The sequence below is a fragment of the Spongisporangium articulatum genome (assembly GCF_044465595.1).
Classification (GTDB): domain Bacteria; phylum Actinomycetota; class Actinomycetes; order Actinomycetales; family Kineosporiaceae; genus Spongisporangium; species Spongisporangium articulatum.
Map to the genome: position 1 here is coordinate 651,366 of NZ_JBITLV010000002.1, position 16,028 is coordinate 667,393.

Annotated in this window: 17 protein-coding genes; 8 read left to right on the forward strand and 9 right to left on the reverse strand. The window is 71.8% G+C overall.

What is annotated here, in order from left to right:
- Window position 1: 1 nt before the first annotated feature.
- Window positions 2-1,384 carry an HNH endonuclease signature motif containing protein gene (locus ACIB24_RS09325; RefSeq protein WP_398278529.1) on the reverse strand — a complete coding sequence of 461 codons (1,383 nt, stop codon included), beginning with the start codon at window positions 1,382-1,384 and terminating at the stop codon, window positions 2-4.
- Between the two features lie 370 nt (window positions 1,385-1,754).
- On the opposite strand from ACIB24_RS09325, the gene ACIB24_RS09330 reads away from it, so the two are divergent.
- Window positions 1,755-2,627, forward strand: coding sequence for a helix-turn-helix domain-containing protein (locus ACIB24_RS09330; RefSeq protein WP_398278532.1), 873 nt, complete (start codon window positions 1,755-1,757; stop codon window positions 2,625-2,627).
- Between the two features lie 6 nt (window positions 2,628-2,633).
- Here ACIB24_RS09330 and ACIB24_RS09335 read toward each other — a convergent pair whose 3' ends face one another.
- Window positions 2,634-3,092, reverse strand: coding sequence for an NUDIX domain-containing protein (locus tag ACIB24_RS09335; protein WP_398278535.1), 459 nt, complete (start codon window positions 3,090-3,092; stop codon window positions 2,634-2,636).
- Window positions 3,093-3,194: 102 nt separating this feature from the next.
- On the opposite strand from ACIB24_RS09335, the gene ACIB24_RS09340 reads away from it, so the two are divergent.
- Together ACIB24_RS09340 and ACIB24_RS09345 are read left to right on the forward strand one after the other, a co-directional pair.
- A complete protein-coding gene (locus tag ACIB24_RS09340; RefSeq protein ID WP_398278538.1) occupies window positions 3,195-5,681 on the forward strand; it encodes a glycerol-3-phosphate 1-O-acyltransferase in 2,487 nt (828 codons plus the stop codon).
- A complete protein-coding gene (locus ACIB24_RS09345; protein WP_398278541.1) occupies window positions 5,678-7,117 on the forward strand; it encodes an HAD-IB family hydrolase in 1,440 nt (479 codons plus the stop codon). Before ACIB24_RS09340 ends, ACIB24_RS09345 begins: the two co-directional genes overlap by 4 nt.
- A gap of 75 nt (window positions 7,118-7,192) precedes the next feature.
- Here the strand turns inward: ACIB24_RS09345 and ACIB24_RS09350 are convergent, their stop codons facing one another.
- A complete protein-coding gene (locus tag ACIB24_RS09350; RefSeq protein ID WP_398278544.1) occupies window positions 7,193-7,360 on the reverse strand; it encodes a hypothetical protein in 168 nt (55 codons plus the stop codon).
- Between the two features lie 158 nt (window positions 7,361-7,518).
- On the opposite strand from ACIB24_RS09350, the gene ACIB24_RS09355 reads away from it, so the two are divergent.
- Window positions 7,519-8,346: a transglutaminase family protein gene (locus tag ACIB24_RS09355; RefSeq protein WP_398278547.1), complete on the forward strand. Its 828-nt coding sequence runs from the start codon at window positions 7,519-7,521 to the stop codon at window positions 8,344-8,346.
- Here the strand turns inward: ACIB24_RS09355 and ACIB24_RS09360 are convergent.
- Window positions 8,282-9,601, reverse strand: a complete 1,320-nt coding sequence (locus ACIB24_RS09360; protein ID WP_398278550.1) for a glycosyltransferase — start codon at window positions 9,599-9,601, stop codon at window positions 8,282-8,284. The genes ACIB24_RS09355 and ACIB24_RS09360 overlap by 65 nt on opposite strands.
- A 160-nt stretch (window positions 9,602-9,761) precedes the next feature.
- On the opposite strand from ACIB24_RS09360, the gene ACIB24_RS09365 reads away from it, so the two are divergent.
- Entirely contained in the window at window positions 9,762-10,055 is a 294-nt protein-coding gene (locus ACIB24_RS09365) for a hypothetical protein (protein WP_398278553.1), read from the forward strand.
- A 15-nt stretch (window positions 10,056-10,070) separates the two neighbouring features.
- On the opposite strand, the gene ACIB24_RS09370 is transcribed toward ACIB24_RS09365, so the two are convergent.
- From ACIB24_RS09370 to ACIB24_RS09385, 4 genes are read right to left on the reverse strand one after another with little or no spacing between them, the layout of a single operon-like run.
- Entirely contained in the window at window positions 10,071-10,838 is a 768-nt protein-coding gene (locus ACIB24_RS09370; protein WP_398278556.1) for an LppX_LprAFG lipoprotein, read from the reverse strand.
- A gap of 17 nt (window positions 10,839-10,855) precedes the next feature.
- Window positions 10,856-11,605 carry an LppX_LprAFG lipoprotein gene (locus ACIB24_RS09375; RefSeq protein WP_398278559.1) on the reverse strand — a complete coding sequence of 250 codons (750 nt, stop codon included), beginning with the start codon at window positions 11,603-11,605 and terminating at the stop codon, window positions 10,856-10,858.
- 45 nt (window positions 11,606-11,650) lie between these two features.
- Window positions 11,651-12,412 carry an LppX_LprAFG lipoprotein gene (locus tag ACIB24_RS09380; RefSeq protein ID WP_398278562.1) on the reverse strand — a complete coding sequence of 254 codons (762 nt, stop codon included), beginning with the start codon at window positions 12,410-12,412 and terminating at the stop codon, window positions 11,651-11,653.
- A 28-nt stretch (window positions 12,413-12,440) separates the two neighbouring features.
- Complete coding sequence (locus tag ACIB24_RS09385) at window positions 12,441-12,923, reverse strand: metal-dependent hydrolase (protein WP_398278565.1); 483 nt, start codon at window positions 12,921-12,923, stop codon at window positions 12,441-12,443.
- Window positions 12,924-12,985: 62 nt separating this feature from the next.
- Between ACIB24_RS09385 and ACIB24_RS09390 the strand changes: the two genes are divergently transcribed.
- Window positions 12,986-13,732 (forward strand): hypothetical protein, encoded by a 747-nt coding sequence (locus ACIB24_RS09390; protein WP_398278568.1) that lies wholly within the window; start codon window positions 12,986-12,988, stop codon window positions 13,730-13,732.
- A gap of 84 nt (window positions 13,733-13,816) precedes the next feature.
- Here the strand turns inward: ACIB24_RS09390 and ACIB24_RS09395 are convergent, their stop codons facing one another.
- Window positions 13,817-14,188 carry a hypothetical protein gene (locus tag ACIB24_RS09395; RefSeq protein ID WP_398278571.1) on the reverse strand — a complete coding sequence of 124 codons (372 nt, stop codon included), beginning with the start codon at window positions 14,186-14,188 and terminating at the stop codon, window positions 13,817-13,819.
- Here ACIB24_RS09395 and ACIB24_RS09400 point away from each other — a divergent pair.
- Together ACIB24_RS09400 and ACIB24_RS09405 are read left to right on the forward strand one after the other, a co-directional pair.
- Window positions 14,187-15,629 carry a CoA transferase gene (locus ACIB24_RS09400; RefSeq protein ID WP_398278574.1) on the forward strand — a complete coding sequence of 481 codons (1,443 nt, stop codon included), beginning with the start codon at window positions 14,187-14,189 and terminating at the stop codon, window positions 15,627-15,629. The genes ACIB24_RS09395 and ACIB24_RS09400 overlap by 2 nt on opposite strands.
- A gap of 57 nt (window positions 15,630-15,686) precedes the next feature.
- Window positions 15,687-16,025, forward strand: coding sequence for a P-II family nitrogen regulator (locus ACIB24_RS09405; RefSeq protein WP_398278576.1), 339 nt, complete (start codon window positions 15,687-15,689; stop codon window positions 16,023-16,025).
- Window positions 16,026-16,028: the final 3 nt, after the last annotated feature.

Here is a 16,028-nt window from a genome sequence, read left to right on the forward strand (position 1 = left end):
GTCAGAACGGCGGCGGGCCGAGCGGTGCGGACGGCGTGAGCCGGGCGGGTCGGTCGGGTGCCTGGGTGCCGGCCGGGGTGGTCCAGACCAGGGTTTCGGCCGTGGTGTGCACGCGCCATGCCGTCTCGTGTTTGACCCGGTGGTGGTGACCACACAGCGAGACGCCGTTGCAGGCGCACGTCGCGCCGCCCGCCGCGTAGGGCTGGCGGTGGTCGAAGTCGCACGCGGACGCCTGGGTGCGGCAGCCGGGGAAGCGACAGTACCGGTCCCGCTGGTGGACATGATCTTTCAACACCGTCGATGCGACGTAGCGCGCAGTGCGCGTCGCTCGGCCCAACCCGAGCAGGGTGCCGTGGTCTCCGTCGACGATCGCGCACTGAAAGGTGCCGGTCTCGACCGCATCCGCGGCCAGTCTCCTGGCCAGCAGCGCGGTCGCCGGCCCGTACCCGTCGAGGTGCGCCGGCTGGTCACTCTCCCCGGCCAGCACGTCGAACGGGACGGTCACGGTCACCCGCGTCTTCGGCTGCACCCCAGCCCGTTCGCCGGTGAGCAGGTCGACCAAGACGTCCGCGCGTCGTTGGTCGGCCGTGCGTGAGTCTTTGACCTGGCTCGCGGTCTGCTCGATCACGGCCCGGACCTTCAGTCCGTCCTCCGCCGGTAGCAGCGCCCACAGTTCGACCATGTCGTCCTCGACCGGCGTGAACACCACCCGCCGTTCGGACCGCGCCTCCCGGGCGCGTTCTTCGGCGACCTCCGGTTCCGCTGCGAGGACCCAGCCCTTCACCAGTTCCCGCAGACCCGGCACCGTCAGCCCGGCCGCGACCTCGATCGCCGCGGCCTCCAACCGGCGCCGAACAGCCTCCTCACCCACATTCGTGAGCCCGTCGGCGATGACCTCCGCCTTCCGCGCATCGATCCGCCCCTGGGCGAGAGCAGCGAGGGTGGCGGGGAACCGGTCACTCAACCCGAACGACAGGTCCTGCAGCTTCGTCGCCGCATACCGGGACAGGCCCGTCTCGACCGCGATCTCATCCGCCACCGCCCGCAGTTCCATTTCGGGCACCCGATCCGTCACCGGCGCCCGCCGCCGGGACAACTCCGCGACCAACTCCAACTCCTGCGCCGCCAACGCCGCCTTCGCCCGCTGCACGGCTCGCAACCCCGCCAGCAGCACCCGATCATCCGCGTCAGCCACCACGCGCCGGTCGTCCAACCCGTGCAACCGAACCGACAGAACCTCACCGTGCGCGGAGTCCAACTCCCACACCCGCTCGTCGACCCAGCCCTCGTGCAGGAGTTCACGCTCGATCTCCCGCCACCGCACCAACGCCTCCGCAGACAGGCCCGTCTCCGGATCGAAGGGGGCCTCCAGGCAGTGCGACATGTGTTCGATTCTAGACCGAAACCGCCTGTCCCACAAGGCAAAACATCGCCCCTGCATCCGAGCAGGCTGCCCCAGTGAACGACCTTAGACGCGACCACCGACAGTCTTGGCCAAGGGCTGGACCGGGGCGTCCGTTTGGAGGCACGATGTGGAGGGCGAGGCCGGTGACGGGCTCTTCATCCGGCATCACCGGCCCCGCCAGCTCGAAGGGCCTCGCACACGCACCATCGCGAGAACTGTCGCCCACAGTGCCCGGCCCCGAAGTGCCGATCAACACCTCATTTTGAGGTCTCACGGATGCGTGCGATCGGCACCACGATGGGGACCGCAGCGCCAATGCCTGGCGCCGCTGTGACTTCGGAGGTTGTGGGTGACCAGCACGGGGAGCACGATGGTGCGCCGCCAGCTCGGCCGGCGGTTGCGCGAGCTGCGTGAGGCGGCCGGGAAGACCGCCGTCGACGTCGCGCAGGCCGGCATCGCGTCCAAGGCCAAGCTCTCGCGCGTCGAAAACGGTTGGGCTGTGGTCAAGATGGCCGACGTCCGCACGCTGTGCTGGCTCTACGGGGCCGACCTGGCGACGACGGAGGCCCTGTGCCGACTGGCCCAGGGCACGGCCGAGCCCGGTTTCTGGGAGGAGCACGCGGTGGCCGGCGGGGAGCGCCTCTACCCGCGGCTCGAGGCCGCGGCGAGCCGGATGTACTGCTACGAGACGGAACTCGTGCCGCCGCTGCTGCAGACGACCGAGTACCTACGGGCCGTGGCCACGGCGCGCCCGGGCACCCCGTCGGGATATGTGGAGTCGGTGCTGGGTGACCTGGCCCGGCGGCTGCGGCGTGGGTTCGAGCGGGTCAAGCCGCTCGAGCTGTGCGCGGTGCTGGACGCCGCGGTGGTCACCCGGGTGGTCGGCGGCAGCGAGTCGATGGCCGCCCAGCTGCGCAAGCTGGGGCAGGCGTCCCGGCTGCCGCACATCGACCTCCGGGTGCTGCCGTGGAGTGCCGGGGCGCACGCCGCCATGACCGGCTCGTTCCGGTTGCTCGACTTCGAGTCCGAGGACGACCCGTCGGTGGCCTGCCTCGAGACGATGGTCGGCACCCGCTACGTCGAGCAGCCGGCCCAGCTGCACCAGTACCGCCAGGTGTTCGCCGTCCTGCGGCACCAGGCCGTGCCGCTGGTGCAGTACCTGGCGGGCGGTCCGGCCAGCCCGGCGATCGACCTCCGGAACGGGGTGAGCGCGACCCGCTGAGGGTGGTCACGCGAGGTGGGCCGCCAGCGCCTCCAGGGCGGGGCGCTGCCCCTTGACCACCAGGTCGGCGGCCTCGGCCAACGGCAGCCAGGCGATGCGATCGAGTTCCGGGAACTCCTGCTCCCGGCCCGAACGAGGCGGCCACGGCATGGTGAACGTGCCCGGCGCGAAACCGGTCAGGTCCAGGTCGCTCTCGAGCGCGAACACGGTGACCCGCTTACCGCTGCCCTGCCGGAACTCGCCGAGCTCGACGACGTCCCCCTCCGGCGCCGGAAGCCCGGTCTCCTCGGTGAACTCGCGCCGGGCCGCGGCCAGCGGCGGCTCGGGGGCGACGTACTCGCCCTTCGGGATCGACCACCCCCCGGCGTCCTTCCTCGCCCAGAACGGGCCGCCCATGTGCCCGATCAGCACCTCGCGGACACCCTCGACGTCCCGGTGCAACAACAACGCCGCGCTGGTGGTCACACCAGGCACTCTAGGCACGCAGGTGCTCAGCAGATGACAATGCCCGCCGGGGACGGTGAACTTGGGGCTGCACCCGTCGACGACTGGCAAGGAGGCCTGCGCGTGGTGGAGACCTTTCCGGACGCCTCGGAGGAGGAACCGGAGGAGATCGAGGTGGCGCAGCCGTCCATCTCGACGCGCAGCCATGTCTACCTCTCCGCCGCGGGCAGCGCGGTCGAACGGGAGCTGATCCGCAGCTGGGTCCGGGACGAGGCCTCGGCGGACGAGTCGCCCGGTGGGCCTGCGCCGGACATCGTCGAGATCGGCACCCCCGGCGAACCGACCCCCCTGGGCCCGCTGGCCCGTCGGCTGGACGGTGGGGACGACCCGCTGCTGGTACCCGTCCGCGTGGTCTGGCTGCCGCCGGACCGGGGCGGTGAGCGCACCGTCCGCTGGCGGGACGCGCTGACCTTCCGCGACCCGCGCCGCCCCCGCTCCCGGGAGCAGGCCCGGATCGCCGCCCGGCACGCCGACCGGTTCCAGGTGGTCCCCGGGGAACCGGCGACGCTGAGCGACCTGCGGGCCCGCCACCACGCGAGCGGCACCGGCGCCGAGCTGCCCGCGTTCGTCGTCCGCCAGGCCCTGCTGACCCTGGAGCGCGCGGAGCGCGCGGTGATCGGCGACCGGTACAAGGTGCCGCGGCTGGTGGTCGAGGAGATCACCTCCGGCCCCCGGTTCCTGCGCGAGACCGCCTCGCTGGCGAGGGTGCTCGGCCGCCCGACCGAGTCGGTGCGGGACCAGGTGCGCGCCAGCCTGGACGAGCTGGTCGCCGTGCAGAGCCGGTTCGCGATGGACCTGTTCGCCACGACGATGCGCCCGTTCCACGCCAAGGCCTGGAACGTCGTGGCCGACACGCACGACCTCGACGCACTGCGCGACCTGAACCGGCGGCACGCGCTGGTCTTCCTCCCCAGCCACCGCTCCTACGCCGACCCGTTCGTGCTGGCCGAGGCCCTGCGCGCCTACGACTTCCCGCGCAACCACGTGATCGGCGGCGCGAACCTGGCCTTCTGGCCGATGGGTGCGCTGGCCCGCCGGGCGGGAGTCGTGTTCATCCGCAGGAGTTTTCGCGACGACGAGCCGTACAAGCTGGCCGTGCGCGAGTACTTCGGCTACCTGGTCGCCAAGCGGTTCAACCTCGAGTGGTACTTCGAGGGCGGCCGCTCGCGCACCGGCAAGCTGCGCCCGCCGAAGTACGGGCTGCTGCGGTACCTGGCCGAGGCGTTGCTGGCCGACCCGGGCGTCGAGCTGCACCTCGTGCCGGTCTCGATCACCTACCAGCACCTGGCCGAGGTGAGCGCCATGGCGGCCGAGCAGCGGGGCGCCACCAAGCAGCGCGAGGGGCTGGGGTGGCTCGCGAAATACGCCCGGACGCAGAGCAAACCGGCCGGTGACGCCGTCGTCCGGTTCGGCGCCCCGGTCAGCATGCGGGCCCGCCTGCCGCAACCGCCGCAGCCGGACGGCGACCGCCCCGTGTTCGTGGGCGGGCTCGACGAGGAGACCGAGTCGGCGCTGAAGATGGCGCTGCACAAGCTGGCCTTCGACGTCGCGGTGGGCATCAACGACGCCACCCCGGTGCTGCCGCACTCGGCGGTCGCGCTGACCCTGCTCGGGGTGGGCGACCGGGCCCTGACCGTCGAGGCGCTGCAGCGGCTCCTCGACCCGCTGCTGCGCTACGTCGAGGCGCGGACGATCCCGCAGACCGGGCTGCCCATGCTGCACCGCCGCGACGACCTGCTCACCGTGCTCGGCGAGCTGGAACGCAACGGGGTGGTGACCAGCTACGACGGGGGTGCCGAACCCGTCTACCGGATCAACCCGGGCGAGTACCTGGTGGCCGCGTTCTACCGGAACAACGCGATCCACTGGTTCGTCAACCGGGCGATCGTCGAGCTGGTGATGCTCTCGGTGGCCCGTGGGCACGGTGCCGACGGCGCGTCGACCACCGGGGACGGCTCGCCGCTGGACGAGGCCTGGCACGAGGCGCTGGAGCTGCGCGACCTGCTGAAGTACGAGTTCTTCTTCCCCGAGAAGGAGGCGTTCCGCGATCAGCTGGCCGCCGAGCTGGACCTGATCGACCCGAAGTGGCGGGAGCGGACGGCGACGCAGGCCGAGGTGCGTCAGCTGCTGTCGGGTTCGGGGTTCGTGATGGCCCACCGGGTGCTGCGCTCGTTCGTCGAGGCGCAGCTGGTGGTGGCCGACCGGCTCGCCGCCCGCGACCCGCGCGTCGAGGTGGAACCCAAGGCGTTTTTCACCGAGTGCGAGGGGATGGGCCGGCAGCTGCTGATGCAGGGCCGGTTGCGTTCCGAGGAGAGCCTGTCCCGCGAGCTGTTCGCCAGCGCGCTGCAGCTGGCCGAGGGGCGCGGGCTGCTCCGAACGGGTGAGCCCGACCTCGCCGAGCGGCGGGTGGCCTTCCACTCGGAGATCGTCGACGTCGTGCGCCGGATCGAACTCGCCGAGGAGATCGATGCGCGGATCGCGAGCGGCCGCCTCGAGCAGGCCGTGCCGTGGCGCGGGACGGATCGCGAGGGAGAGGTCGAGGGCCAGTGACCGACCCGGCGCTCGCCGCCGCCCTGGAGCGGATCCGCTCGGCCCCGGACGGCCCCCAGGTCGGCGCGTTCTTCGACTACGACGGCACGGTCATCGACGGCTACTCCGCGGCCACCTTCTACCGGCACCGGTTGCGCCGCATGCAGGTCGGGCTGCGTGAGGTGGCGCAGCTGATCATGCTCGGGCTGCGGGGCCTGGAGGACGAGGAGGACTTCGGCAGGCTGCTCACCCTCGGTTTCGCCGGCTGGGCGGGACATTCCGAGCAGGAGCTGCTCGACCTCGGTGAGCACCTGTTCGCCGGGTCGATCGCCAGCACCGTCTACCCCGAGGCGTGGCAGCTGGTGAACGCCCACCGGCAGAAGGGGCACACCGTCGTCCTGGCCTCGTCGGCGACCCGGTTCCAGGTCGGGCCCGCGGCGCGGGCCCTGGGCATCGACGACGTGCTGTGCACGGAGGTCGAGGTGAACGACGCCGGCCAGCTCACCGGGCGGACGATGGGAAACCCGCTGTGGCGCAGTGGGAAGGCCGCCGCGGTCAAGACCTTCGCGAAGGTGCACGGCATCGACCGGCGTTCCAGCTTCGCGTACTCCAACGGCGACGAGGACGTCCCGTTCCTGCTGTCGGTCGCCCGGGCCACGGCGGTCAACCCGCAGCCCGACCTGGCCGCCGAGGCGGACGAGCGCGGCTGGCCCGTGCTGGCCTTCACGTCGCGCGGCCGGCCCTCGCTGGTGGAGGCGGTGCGCAGCGCGGCCGCGATCGGCGGCACCATCGGCGGTTTCGCCACCGGGATCGCCCTCGGGATGCTGAACGGCAGCCGGCGCGAGGGCGTCGACCACGGCGCGGTGCTCGGCGCCGAGGTCGGCCTGGCCCTGGCCGGGGTGCAGGTGAACGTGCAGGGCGAGGCGAACCTCTACGAACGGCGGCCGGCCGTCTACCTGTTCAACCACCAGAGCCAACTCGACATGGTGCTGCTCTGCCGGCTGATGCAACGCTCCTTCACCGGGGTGGCCAAGAAGGAACTGCGCAACGACCCGATGTTCGGGGTGTTCCTCCGCTACGCGGACATGGCCTTCGTCGACCGGGGCGACCCCGCGCAGGCCCGTGCGGCGCTCGAGCCGGCCGTCGCGAAGCTGCGGGACGGGGTGTCGCTGGTGGTCGCGCCCGAGGGGACCCGCTCGGCGACGCCCGCGATCGGGGCGTTCAAGAAGGGCGCCTTCCACGTCGCGATGCAGGCGCAGGTGCCGGTCGTGCCGATCGTGATCCGCAACTCCGGGCAACTGATGGCGCCGAAGTCACTGGTGATCAGCTCGGGCGTGGTGGACGTCGCCGTGCTATCGCCGGTCCCGACCACGCGCTGGACCCCGCAGAACCTCGACCGGCAGGTCGCGCGCGTGCGGGAGATGTACGTGAAGACGATGCGGAACTGGCCCCGCTGACCCCTGATCGTTCGGCGACCCTCCGTCGTGCTGGAGAGCGCGACCTCGGAACGTAACCGGAGGGTGGGACTCTGTTCAGAGTCGGTGGAAACCCGCTGTGCCCGGAAGTACCCGCCGGGTGCCGTCGGCGCCGAAATCGATCGTCACGTAGTCGGCGGTCACGGCGATGACCCGGCCGAGGCCGAAGCGGTCGAGGGTTACCCGGTCCCCCTCGGCGAAGCCCTCCGTGGTCGCGGGGACCACCTCGGGACGATGAAACGGGCTGGTCGCCAGGGGAGGGCGGTTGCGCGGTGCGGAGGGGGCCATGCCTCCACTGTCCCTCACGACGGAGCAAAGGCATAGCCGTTCCAGACCATCGGCTTCGGTGGCCGGTTCGACAGCAGCAGAGAGAAGACACGATTGTGCGGATCAGACTGGGTTACCGGATCGGTTACGAGTTCGAGCAGCCGACGGCGATGATCGCCACCCTCAACGTGCACCACAGCCGGGTGTCCGACCTGGAACGGCCGGACGTCATGCGCACCAGTCCGACGGTCGATTACACCTCGTATCGTGATGGTTACGGCAATTGGTGCAATCGGCTGGTGGCCCCGGCGGGCGCGTTCGCCGTCACCACCGATACGGTCGTGCGCGACCCCGGCACCCTCGACGAGGTTCCCGAGACGGACTACTCACTCAAGGTCGAGTACCTCCCGCAGGAAGCGCTGGTCTACCTGCTGGCCAGCCGGTTCTGCGAGAGTGACCTGCTCTCCGAGGCGGCGTGGGACCTCTTCGGCCAGTTGCCGCGAGACTGGTCGATGGTGCAGGCGATCAGCCGGTTCGTGCACGAGCACATCACCTTCGACCACGCGGCCGCCCGGCCCACCATGTCGGCCGCCGAGGTGTTCGAGACCCGACGCGGGGTCTGCCGCGACTTCGCCCACCTCGGGGTGGCCCTCTGTCGGGCGATGAACATCCCCGCCCGCTACTGCACCGGCTATCTGGGTGACATCGGGGTGCCGGACAACCCGCCGATGGACTTCTCCGGATGGTTCGAGGTGTACCTGTCGGGCGGCTGGCACACGGTCGACCCGCGCAACTTCGTACCCCGGACCGGCCGGGTGCTGATCGCCCGCGGTCGGGATGCCGCCGACGTGGCGATCACGACCACGTTCGGCCCGAACGTCATGACCCACTTCGAGGTCTGGACCGACGAACTGCCTGACCCTTCTGCGTCGAGCGGAGGCTGACGAACCGCAGCCCGGTCATCCAGAGGTTCACCGCCAGCAGGACGGCGACCTCCAGCGCCCGGTGCGTCCCGGACGACAGCAGGTCCAGCACTGCGAGCGCACTCGCCGTACCGGCCAGGGTCAGCGCGAACAGCGTGACGCCGATCGTCCGGTGCCTGCGCACCGCGCGCCTCGACCGGGCCCCGAAGGTCAGGCGGGTGTGCGCGACTGCGTTGCCGACCGCCGTGACCAGCAGGGCCAGCAGGTTCGCCACCTGCGGGCCCGTCCCGGTCCGGAGCACCGCGTACAGCCCGACGTAGGCCAGTGTGCTGAGCAGGCCGACGGCGGCGAACCGGATCAACTGCCCGGTCAGCCCCGACGGCACCCCCGCCGGGTCGGGAGTCGAGCCCGCCCGCCCGCCGGGCTCGGCGTCGTCCAACGAAAGCTCCGGTCGCAGAGCGTGTCCCACGTCGGCCAGCGGTAGCCGGCCCGTCGCCAGGGCCCGCCCGACCCGCCACACGCCGCGCAGGTCGTCGGTCGCGGTGGAGAGGATGTCCACGCGGCTGTCGGGATCGTCGACCCAGTCCACCGGTACCTCGTGGATGCGCAGCCCGGCCCGCTCGGCCAGCACCAGCAGTTCGGTGTCGAAGAACCAGCCGGTGTCCTCGACCAACGGCAGCAACCGGCGGGCGACGTCACCGCGGATCGCCTTGAAACCGCACTGGGCGTCGGAGAATCCGGCGGCCAGCGTGCCGCGCAGGATCAGGTTGTAGCAGCGGGAGATGACCTCCCGCTTCGGCCCGCGGACGACCCGCGCGCCGCGCGCCAGCCGGGTGCCGATCGCGAGCTCCGAGTGCCCGGACAGCAGCGGCGCGACCAGCGGGGCGAGCGCCGCGAGGTCGGTGGAGAGGTCGACGTCCATGTAGGCCAGGACGGCGGCGTCGGAGGTCGACCAGACGTGATGCAGCGCGCGGCCGCGGCCCTTCGCGTCGAGGTGGACGGCGTGCACCTCGCCGAACCGGGCGGCCAGCTGCTGGGCGACCAGCCAGGTGCCGTCGGTGCTGGCGTTGTCGGCGATCGTGATCCGGAACCGGTACGGGAACGTGCGGGTGAGGTGGCCGAGCAGCCGTTCGACGCAGCCGGTGAGCGCGACCTCCTCGTTGTGGACCGGGACGACGACGTCGAGCACCGGGGCGGGCCTCTCGCCGGAGGGGTCGGGGTGAGGAGCGGTCAGTACGGACGGGGGTTCGAGGGTCTTGCCGATGGTCACGGTCATGCCCGTCACGGTGGAGGCTCTCGCTGAGGCGGCGGTCGGGCGCGACTGGACGTCGTCTGTGAGCCGCGGGGCCGGGGAGCGGTTCACCCGATCGGGTGACGGGCAGATCGGGGCGCGTCGTTCTATCGAACAAATGTTCGATTGGAGGTACCGTCGAAGCATGTCCAGCGCACCCCGGATCCTCCGCGTCGTACCCCACGGGCCGGTCACCCGGCCCGAGCACTCGCTGCCCGTGTTCGCCGTCGTGCGCTGGGCCGACGGCGAGAACGAGGAGGTCCCGGCGATCGCCGTCGCCTGGACCCGGGAGGCCGTGCAGATCGAGTGGGAGGCCCCCGGCCAGGGACTGCGGTTCGACTGGGTGCCGGCCCGGGACATCCGGCGCGCGGGCACCAAGCGACCGGCGGTCGACGACTCCCCGCCGCGGTCCGTGGCGGGGAAGAAGAACCGCTGGTGAACCTGCTGAGGAGGGTCAGGTCGTCGGGTTCGTGATGGTGACCTTCTCGTTCCAGCGGGACAGGGTGATCCGGTAGGTGCTCTGTTCGTCCCTGCTGAAGAAGTAGGCGTTCAGGTCGACCCGGCGTAGCCGGGACGTCTTCTCGTCGATCTGCAGGTCGATCCCCACCGGCTGGTAGACGTCGGCGATCGGCAGGAGCCGGTGGGCCAGCAACCCGGTGACCTGACCCTCCAGCGTGTGCACCCGGACGCCGTCCACCTCGCTGACGCCCTGGTCCTGCACCGATTTCAGGCCCGAGATCAGGGAGCCGATGCCGTTCTTGGCCCGGACCAGGACGGCGGGGTCGAACAACCCGAAGCTGACCGGGTCGACCACCTGGTACCGGGTGGCCCCCTCCGGCTTCATGTAGACGGTGCCGCGGTAGGAGACCAGCTTCAGCGACGTCCTGCGGTTGTTGATCAGCAGGTCGGTCGTCCCCGCGAAGGCGCCCGACGTCGACGAGGTGAAGGTCGCGACCCCGTCGCCGGTCAGCAGCCGGGTGGTGCCGGCACTCGCGGGCACGTGCGTGCTGGCGACCCGTAGGCGCACGGACGTCGCGGTGGACAGGCCCTGGAGCGTCCGGTCCAGCACGGCTCGGGTGCTCGGGGCCACGACCAGGGTCGGTGCGGGCGCCGGCTCGGCACCCTCGCCGGAACAGGCGGTCAGCCCGCTCACGCACAGGGCCAGGACCGAGACGAGCAGCCCGACCGTCGTGGTCCGCCGTCCCGGCCGGGTGATCTCCACGGTGGAAGAGGTTCTCATCAGGTGGCAGGCGTGGTGACGGCGGCCTTCTCGTTCCACCGCGACAGCGTGATCCGGTACGTGCTGCGGTCCTCCCGGGTGAAGAAGTACCCGGTCAGGTCGATCTCGCGCAGCTGCGCCGTCTCCTCGTCGATCCGGAGGCTGATCCCGACCGGACGGTAGACGTCGGCGATCGGCAGGATCCGCCGGGCCAGCAGCCCGCTCACCTCCCCCTGCAGCGTGTGCACCCGGACGCCGTCCACGCCGTCCACCCCCTGGTCCTGCACCGACCTCAAGTTGCTGACGAGCGAGCTGATACCGGTCTTGGCCTTGATCAGGACGGCGGGGTCGAACAGTCCGAAGCTGACCGGGTCGACCACCTGGTACTTCGTCGCCCCCGCCGGCCGGACGTAGACGACGTCGCGGTAGGAGATCAGCTTCAGCGTCGTCCTCCGGTCGTTGATCAGCAGGTCCAACGTGCCCCGGAAGGCTGCCGAGGGCGGCGTCGGTCGGGTCATCACGCCCTGGCCCGTCAGCAGCTTGGTGCTGCCCGCTCCGGCGGGCACGTCCGTGCTGGAGGCGTGGAACCGCACGGTCTTCGCGGAGTCGATGCTCTGGACCGTGCGGCTCAGCAGCGCGCCGTAGGCCGGGGTCGCGGTCTGCGCGCCGGAGAGTTCCTGGGCGTCCCCGGTGCAGGCGGCCAGCCCGGACCCGCCCAGGGCGAGGCCCAGCGCGACGCATCCCGCTGTCGCAGCTCGTCGTACCGACATCCGAGCATCCACCTCGTGCATTTCGACCCCTGGCCCCGAGCGGGGTCACACCTTGGGCGGCTTGATGACGACCTTCTCGTCGTAGTCGAACAACCGCACGACGTACGAACTGGACGGGGCCGACTCGAAGAAGTGCCCCGTCATCACGGCCCGCCGCAGCTCGTAGGTCTTCGGGTCGATCGACAGGGTGATCTGGACGCGGGAGTTCACGTCGGCGATCGGGATCAGCCGGGCCGCGAGGTACCCCGTGATGTACCCCTTCACGTCGTGCACGACCGTCCCGTCGTCCAGCGTGGAGGTGCCGCCGTCCTGGACGGACTTCAGCTCGGTCAGCATCCGCGGGATGCCTTTCTCCCGCTCGATCCAGGTGGCCGGGTCGATCATCCCGAACGCCCCAGGGTCGCTCACCTGCCAGGCGGCGTTCTCTCCCGTACGCACGTACAGCCGCCCGCGGAACGAGATCACCGACACCGGCACCTCGGAACCGCTGATCAGGACCTTCAGGTCACCGTCGAAGGCCGCCGTGGACGGGGTGGGGCGGCTCATCACGCCCTTGCCGCTGATCATCCGGCTCTTCCCGGCGTCCTTCGGCACGCCCGTGCCCTTGACCGTGAAGGCCGCCGTCCTGGACCCGTCCAGGAAGTCCAGGCACCGGGTCAGCAGGTTCGCCACCTCCGGCGGCGGGGCCGGTTCGGCGGCCACCGTGTTCGACCGGTCGCCGGTCGAACAGGCGCCCAGGCCCCCGACGGTCAGCACGACGGCGAGCGCAGTGGTCAGGATGCTGCGCGTGGTGCGAGAGACGTGCATGAAGGGAACTTTGGCAGAAAAGTCCCGTTCAGGTCACGGTGGGGAAGGGGGCCCCGCCGTGGTACACCCACACCTGCCAGAGCAGGATGCCCGGCATCGCCCAGCGCAGGCCGCGTTCCAGGCCGCCGCCCGAGTCGAGCCGGATGCCCACGTAGCCCCACCACGGCCCGAACGGGATCCCCGGCGGACGCTCACCGAACAGGAAGTCGCCCAGCAGGTGGGACGACCAGCCGAGCAGCAGCGCCCACAACGCCCACGCGGCCTCGGGCGGTACGAACCAGGCCGTGGCGACCGCGCCCAGTGCGGGCAGCACCCACCAGTGGGTCAGCCCACGATGCCCGCCCGGCACCCACCACAGCCAGGACTGGTCGGCGTCGGGGCTGGTCCACCCGGCGGAGCTGGCGGTGGCGATGACGGCGGCCGTCACGGTCTGCCAGGCCGGCTGCCCGAGGGCGGTCGAGACCGCGAGGCTGGTCGAGGCGGCGAAGAGCCGGTGGGTGCTGCCGTCCATAGTTGTACTGGCTATCACGGGCGATCATCGCCTCCGGTGGAGGCGCGCAGGCGGGAGAAGCGATGGGCGAGCGGGACGACGTCCCCTGGGCGATGCAGCTGGCGTTCGCCGACGAACGGGACCGGGACGGCGCGGGCCGGCCGACGCACTACGCGGTCTGCGAGGCCGTCGCGTCGGCGGTGGTCACACTGTTGTCGGACCCGCGCGCGGTGGACGGCGAGTGGTCGGCGGCCGTGAAGCACTGGAGCGACCTCGCCATCCGCAAGGTCGTGCGCCGGGGCCGGGGCGTGAAGTTCGCGGCGGTCCGGGCCCTGCCGGGGGTCGAGGTCTCGCATCGCGGCGCGCTGGTGCGGGCGTTCGTGCCCGGCCCCGTCTCCGAGGTGGCGCCCGAGATCGCCAAACTGCAGGTGGGCGGCACCGACCAGCCCGACCGGGGCACGCCGTCGGAGCCCGTGCCCGGTGGTCTGACGATCGCGCTCACCCCGGCCGTGACGATGACGACCGGCAAGGCGGCCGCCCAGAGCGGGCACGCGGCGCAGCTCGCCTGGTGGCAGATGCCCGCGGACGTCCGGGCTCGGTGGGAGGCGTCGGGCTGGGCGGTGCGCGTGATCTCACCGGCTCCCGACGCATGGGACCGCCTGGTGAAGGCGGCGCCCGTCGCGGTGCGCGACGCCGGGTTCACCGAGGTGCCACCCGGCACGAAGACCGCCATCGCCTGGTGGCCGGGTAGCGGGCTGGCGGACGACGGCACGCGGCTCGAGCGCGACGGCGGGCGCCCGGGGTGGCTGGGCCGCCTGTTCGGCCGCTGATCTGCGGGGCTGACTGAATGCTTCGGTCGCCATCACTGCACGTTCGGCGCAGCCAGCTCCGCGGATCGGGGTGGGCCAGTGGCCCTAGAAGTCGCGGAACGCCGACGTGATGCGTCGGCCCAGCCGCCGGGTGCGGTCGGACAGCTCGGTCGCCGAACGCTGCACCTGGGCGGCCAGCTGCGACGTCACCGGCGCCTCGCCCGGACGCAGCGGGCGGACCGGCGACAACGGTCGATCCTCGGAGTCGACCGGCACGATGCCGGACACCAGCGCGTGCACGACCTCCGGGATGTCGCTCGAGGCGAGTCGTAGGGTCGCGAGGCAGCGGCCGTCCTGCCAGATGCTCAGGACGGTACGGTCCGAGTCGGGGTGCGCGCTGACCCGCAGGGTGCGGCCCGCGGCGTCCCGCCCGGCGAACACTTCACCGATCGAGGGCAGTGGGGTGACCTGAGCCATGCTTGAGTCTGACCGTTACCGGCCCGTGATGTCCACGGTTCGGGCCCGGGAAATGATCGCCGGGCACTGGGCGGCCCTGCGCGGGGACGCCGATCTGACCGATCGGGTCGCCTTCGCGCGCAATGCGGCGGGCGAGGAATGGTTCCGGCTGCTCCCGGCGGTGTACGACGTGCCGGCGTTCGCGGCGGCGACGATCGGGACGGCGTTGCTCGCCGTCGCGGAACTCGGCGCCGCGCGCTCGGGGCGGGACGTCGAGACGGTCACGGTCGACGTGGCCGAGGCGGTGGCGGCGTTCCGTAGCGAAGCCCTGCAACGCCCGGTCGGGTGGTCGCTGCCGCCGATCTGGGACCCGGTGGCCGGCGTCTACGCGACCGCCGACGGCTGGATCCGCCTGCACACCAACTACTCCTACCACCGCGCGGCCGCGCTCGGGGTGCTAGGCATCGCGGACGACGGCCGTGTCGACCGCGCGCTCGTCGCCGACGCGGTACGCGCTTTCGCGGGCGACGACCTCGAGCGGGCCGTCGTCGAGGCGGGCGGGTGTGCCGCGGTCGCCCGGACCCGCACGGACTGGAAGGCCCACGGGCACGGGTGTTTCGCCGTCCTGGAACGTCCGGTGGACCTGGGGCCGGCGGACGGCGCCGGCGACCCCGGTGTGCGGCTCGCCGAGCCGCCGTCCCCCGGGCAGCCGTTGTCCGGCGTCCGGGTGCTCGATCTGACGCGCGTGATCGCGGGCCCGGTCGCCACCCGCACGCTCGGCGCGTGGGGCGCCGACGTGCTGCGCATCGACCCGCCCGGGTTCGTCGAGGTGCCGGCCGCCGTACCGGACACGTTGGTCGGGAAGCGTTCGGCCGCACTGGATCTGCGCAGCCGGCGCGCCGTGTTCCTCGAGTTGGTGGCCGGCGCCGACGTCCTCGTGCACGGTTTGCGGCCCGGGGCATTGGCCGGTCTGGGGTTCGGGGCCGACGCGTTGCGGGCGGTCAACCCGGGTCTCGTCGAGGTCGCGGTCGACGCCTACGGCTGGGCCGGACCGTGGGCCGGGCGGCGCGGTTTCGACAGCCTCGTCCAGTTCAGTTCCGGTATCGCCCTCGAGACCGGCACGAGTGACGGGCCCGGTGCGCTGCCTGCGCAGGCGCTCGACCACGGCACCGGGTATCTCCTGGCCGCCGCCGCGTGCCGGGGGCTGACCGAGCTGCTCGCCGGGCGCGGGCCGGGGATCGCTCGCGGGTCGCTGGTGGGTTCCGCGAACGTGCTCATGCAGCAACGGATTTCGCCGGACGAGCTCGATCGGGAACCCGTCGCCGTCGAACCCGTGCTGGAGTCGCGGCCCACGGCGTGGGGTGAGCTGCTCGCCGTCCCGCCGCCCGGCCGGATCGGCGCCGCGCGGGGTGCGTGGCCCGTCGACGCGGGGCCGGTCGGGCGCCACGAGCCGACGTGGTGATCGTTTCGACCAGCGCCGGACATTGCATCGTCACCGGCTACCGGTAGGTTTCCGCCCATGAAGATCGTCACTGCGGTCATCAAGCCGCACAGTCTCGACGGCGTGAAGCAGGCCCTTCAGGACGCCGGTATCGGCGGTCTGACCGTGAGCGAGGCTCAGGGGTACGGTCGGCAGGGCGGCCACACCGAGGTGTACCGCGGCGCCGAGTACCAGGTCGCGTTCGTGCCGAAGCTGCGCGTCGAGGTCCTCGTCGACGACGTCGACTCCGAGCGTGTCGTCACCGTGATCCAGGAGTCGGCGAACTCCGGGAAGATCGGCGACGGGAAGATCTGGGTGACCCCGATCGACGACGTGGTCCGAGTCCGCACGGGCGAGACGGGCGTCGACGCGCTCTAGCGT

Coding starts and splice junctions, on each gene's coding strand:
- ACIB24_RS09325 (WP_398278529.1), bottom strand. CDS start 1,384: ATGTCGCACTGCCTGGAGGCCCCCTTCGATCCGGAGACGGGCCTGTCT.
- ACIB24_RS09360 (WP_398278550.1), bottom strand. CDS start 9,601: ATGACCGTGACCATCGGCAAGACCCTCGAACCCCCGTCCGTACTGACC.
- ACIB24_RS09365 (WP_398278553.1), top strand. CDS start 9,762: ATGTCCAGCGCACCCCGGATCCTCCGCGTCGTACCCCACGGGCCGGTC.
- ACIB24_RS09375 (WP_398278559.1), bottom strand. CDS start 11,605: ATGTCGGTACGACGAGCTGCGACAGCGGGATGCGTCGCGCTGGGCCTC.
- ACIB24_RS09380 (WP_398278562.1), bottom strand. CDS start 12,412: ATGCACGTCTCTCGCACCACGCGCAGCATCCTGACCACTGCGCTCGCC.
- ACIB24_RS09385 (WP_398278565.1), bottom strand. CDS start 12,923: ATGGACGGCAGCACCCACCGGCTCTTCGCCGCCTCGACCAGCCTCGCG.
- ACIB24_RS09390 (WP_398278568.1), top strand. CDS start 12,986: ATGGGCGAGCGGGACGACGTCCCCTGGGCGATGCAGCTGGCGTTCGCC.
- ACIB24_RS09400 (WP_398278574.1), top strand. CDS start 14,187: ATGCTTGAGTCTGACCGTTACCGGCCCGTGATGTCCACGGTTCGGGCC.
- ACIB24_RS09395 (WP_398278571.1), bottom strand. CDS start 14,188: ATGGCTCAGGTCACCCCACTGCCCTCGATCGGTGAAGTGTTCGCCGGG.
- ACIB24_RS09405 (WP_398278576.1), top strand. CDS start 15,687: ATGAAGATCGTCACTGCGGTCATCAAGCCGCACAGTCTCGACGGCGTG.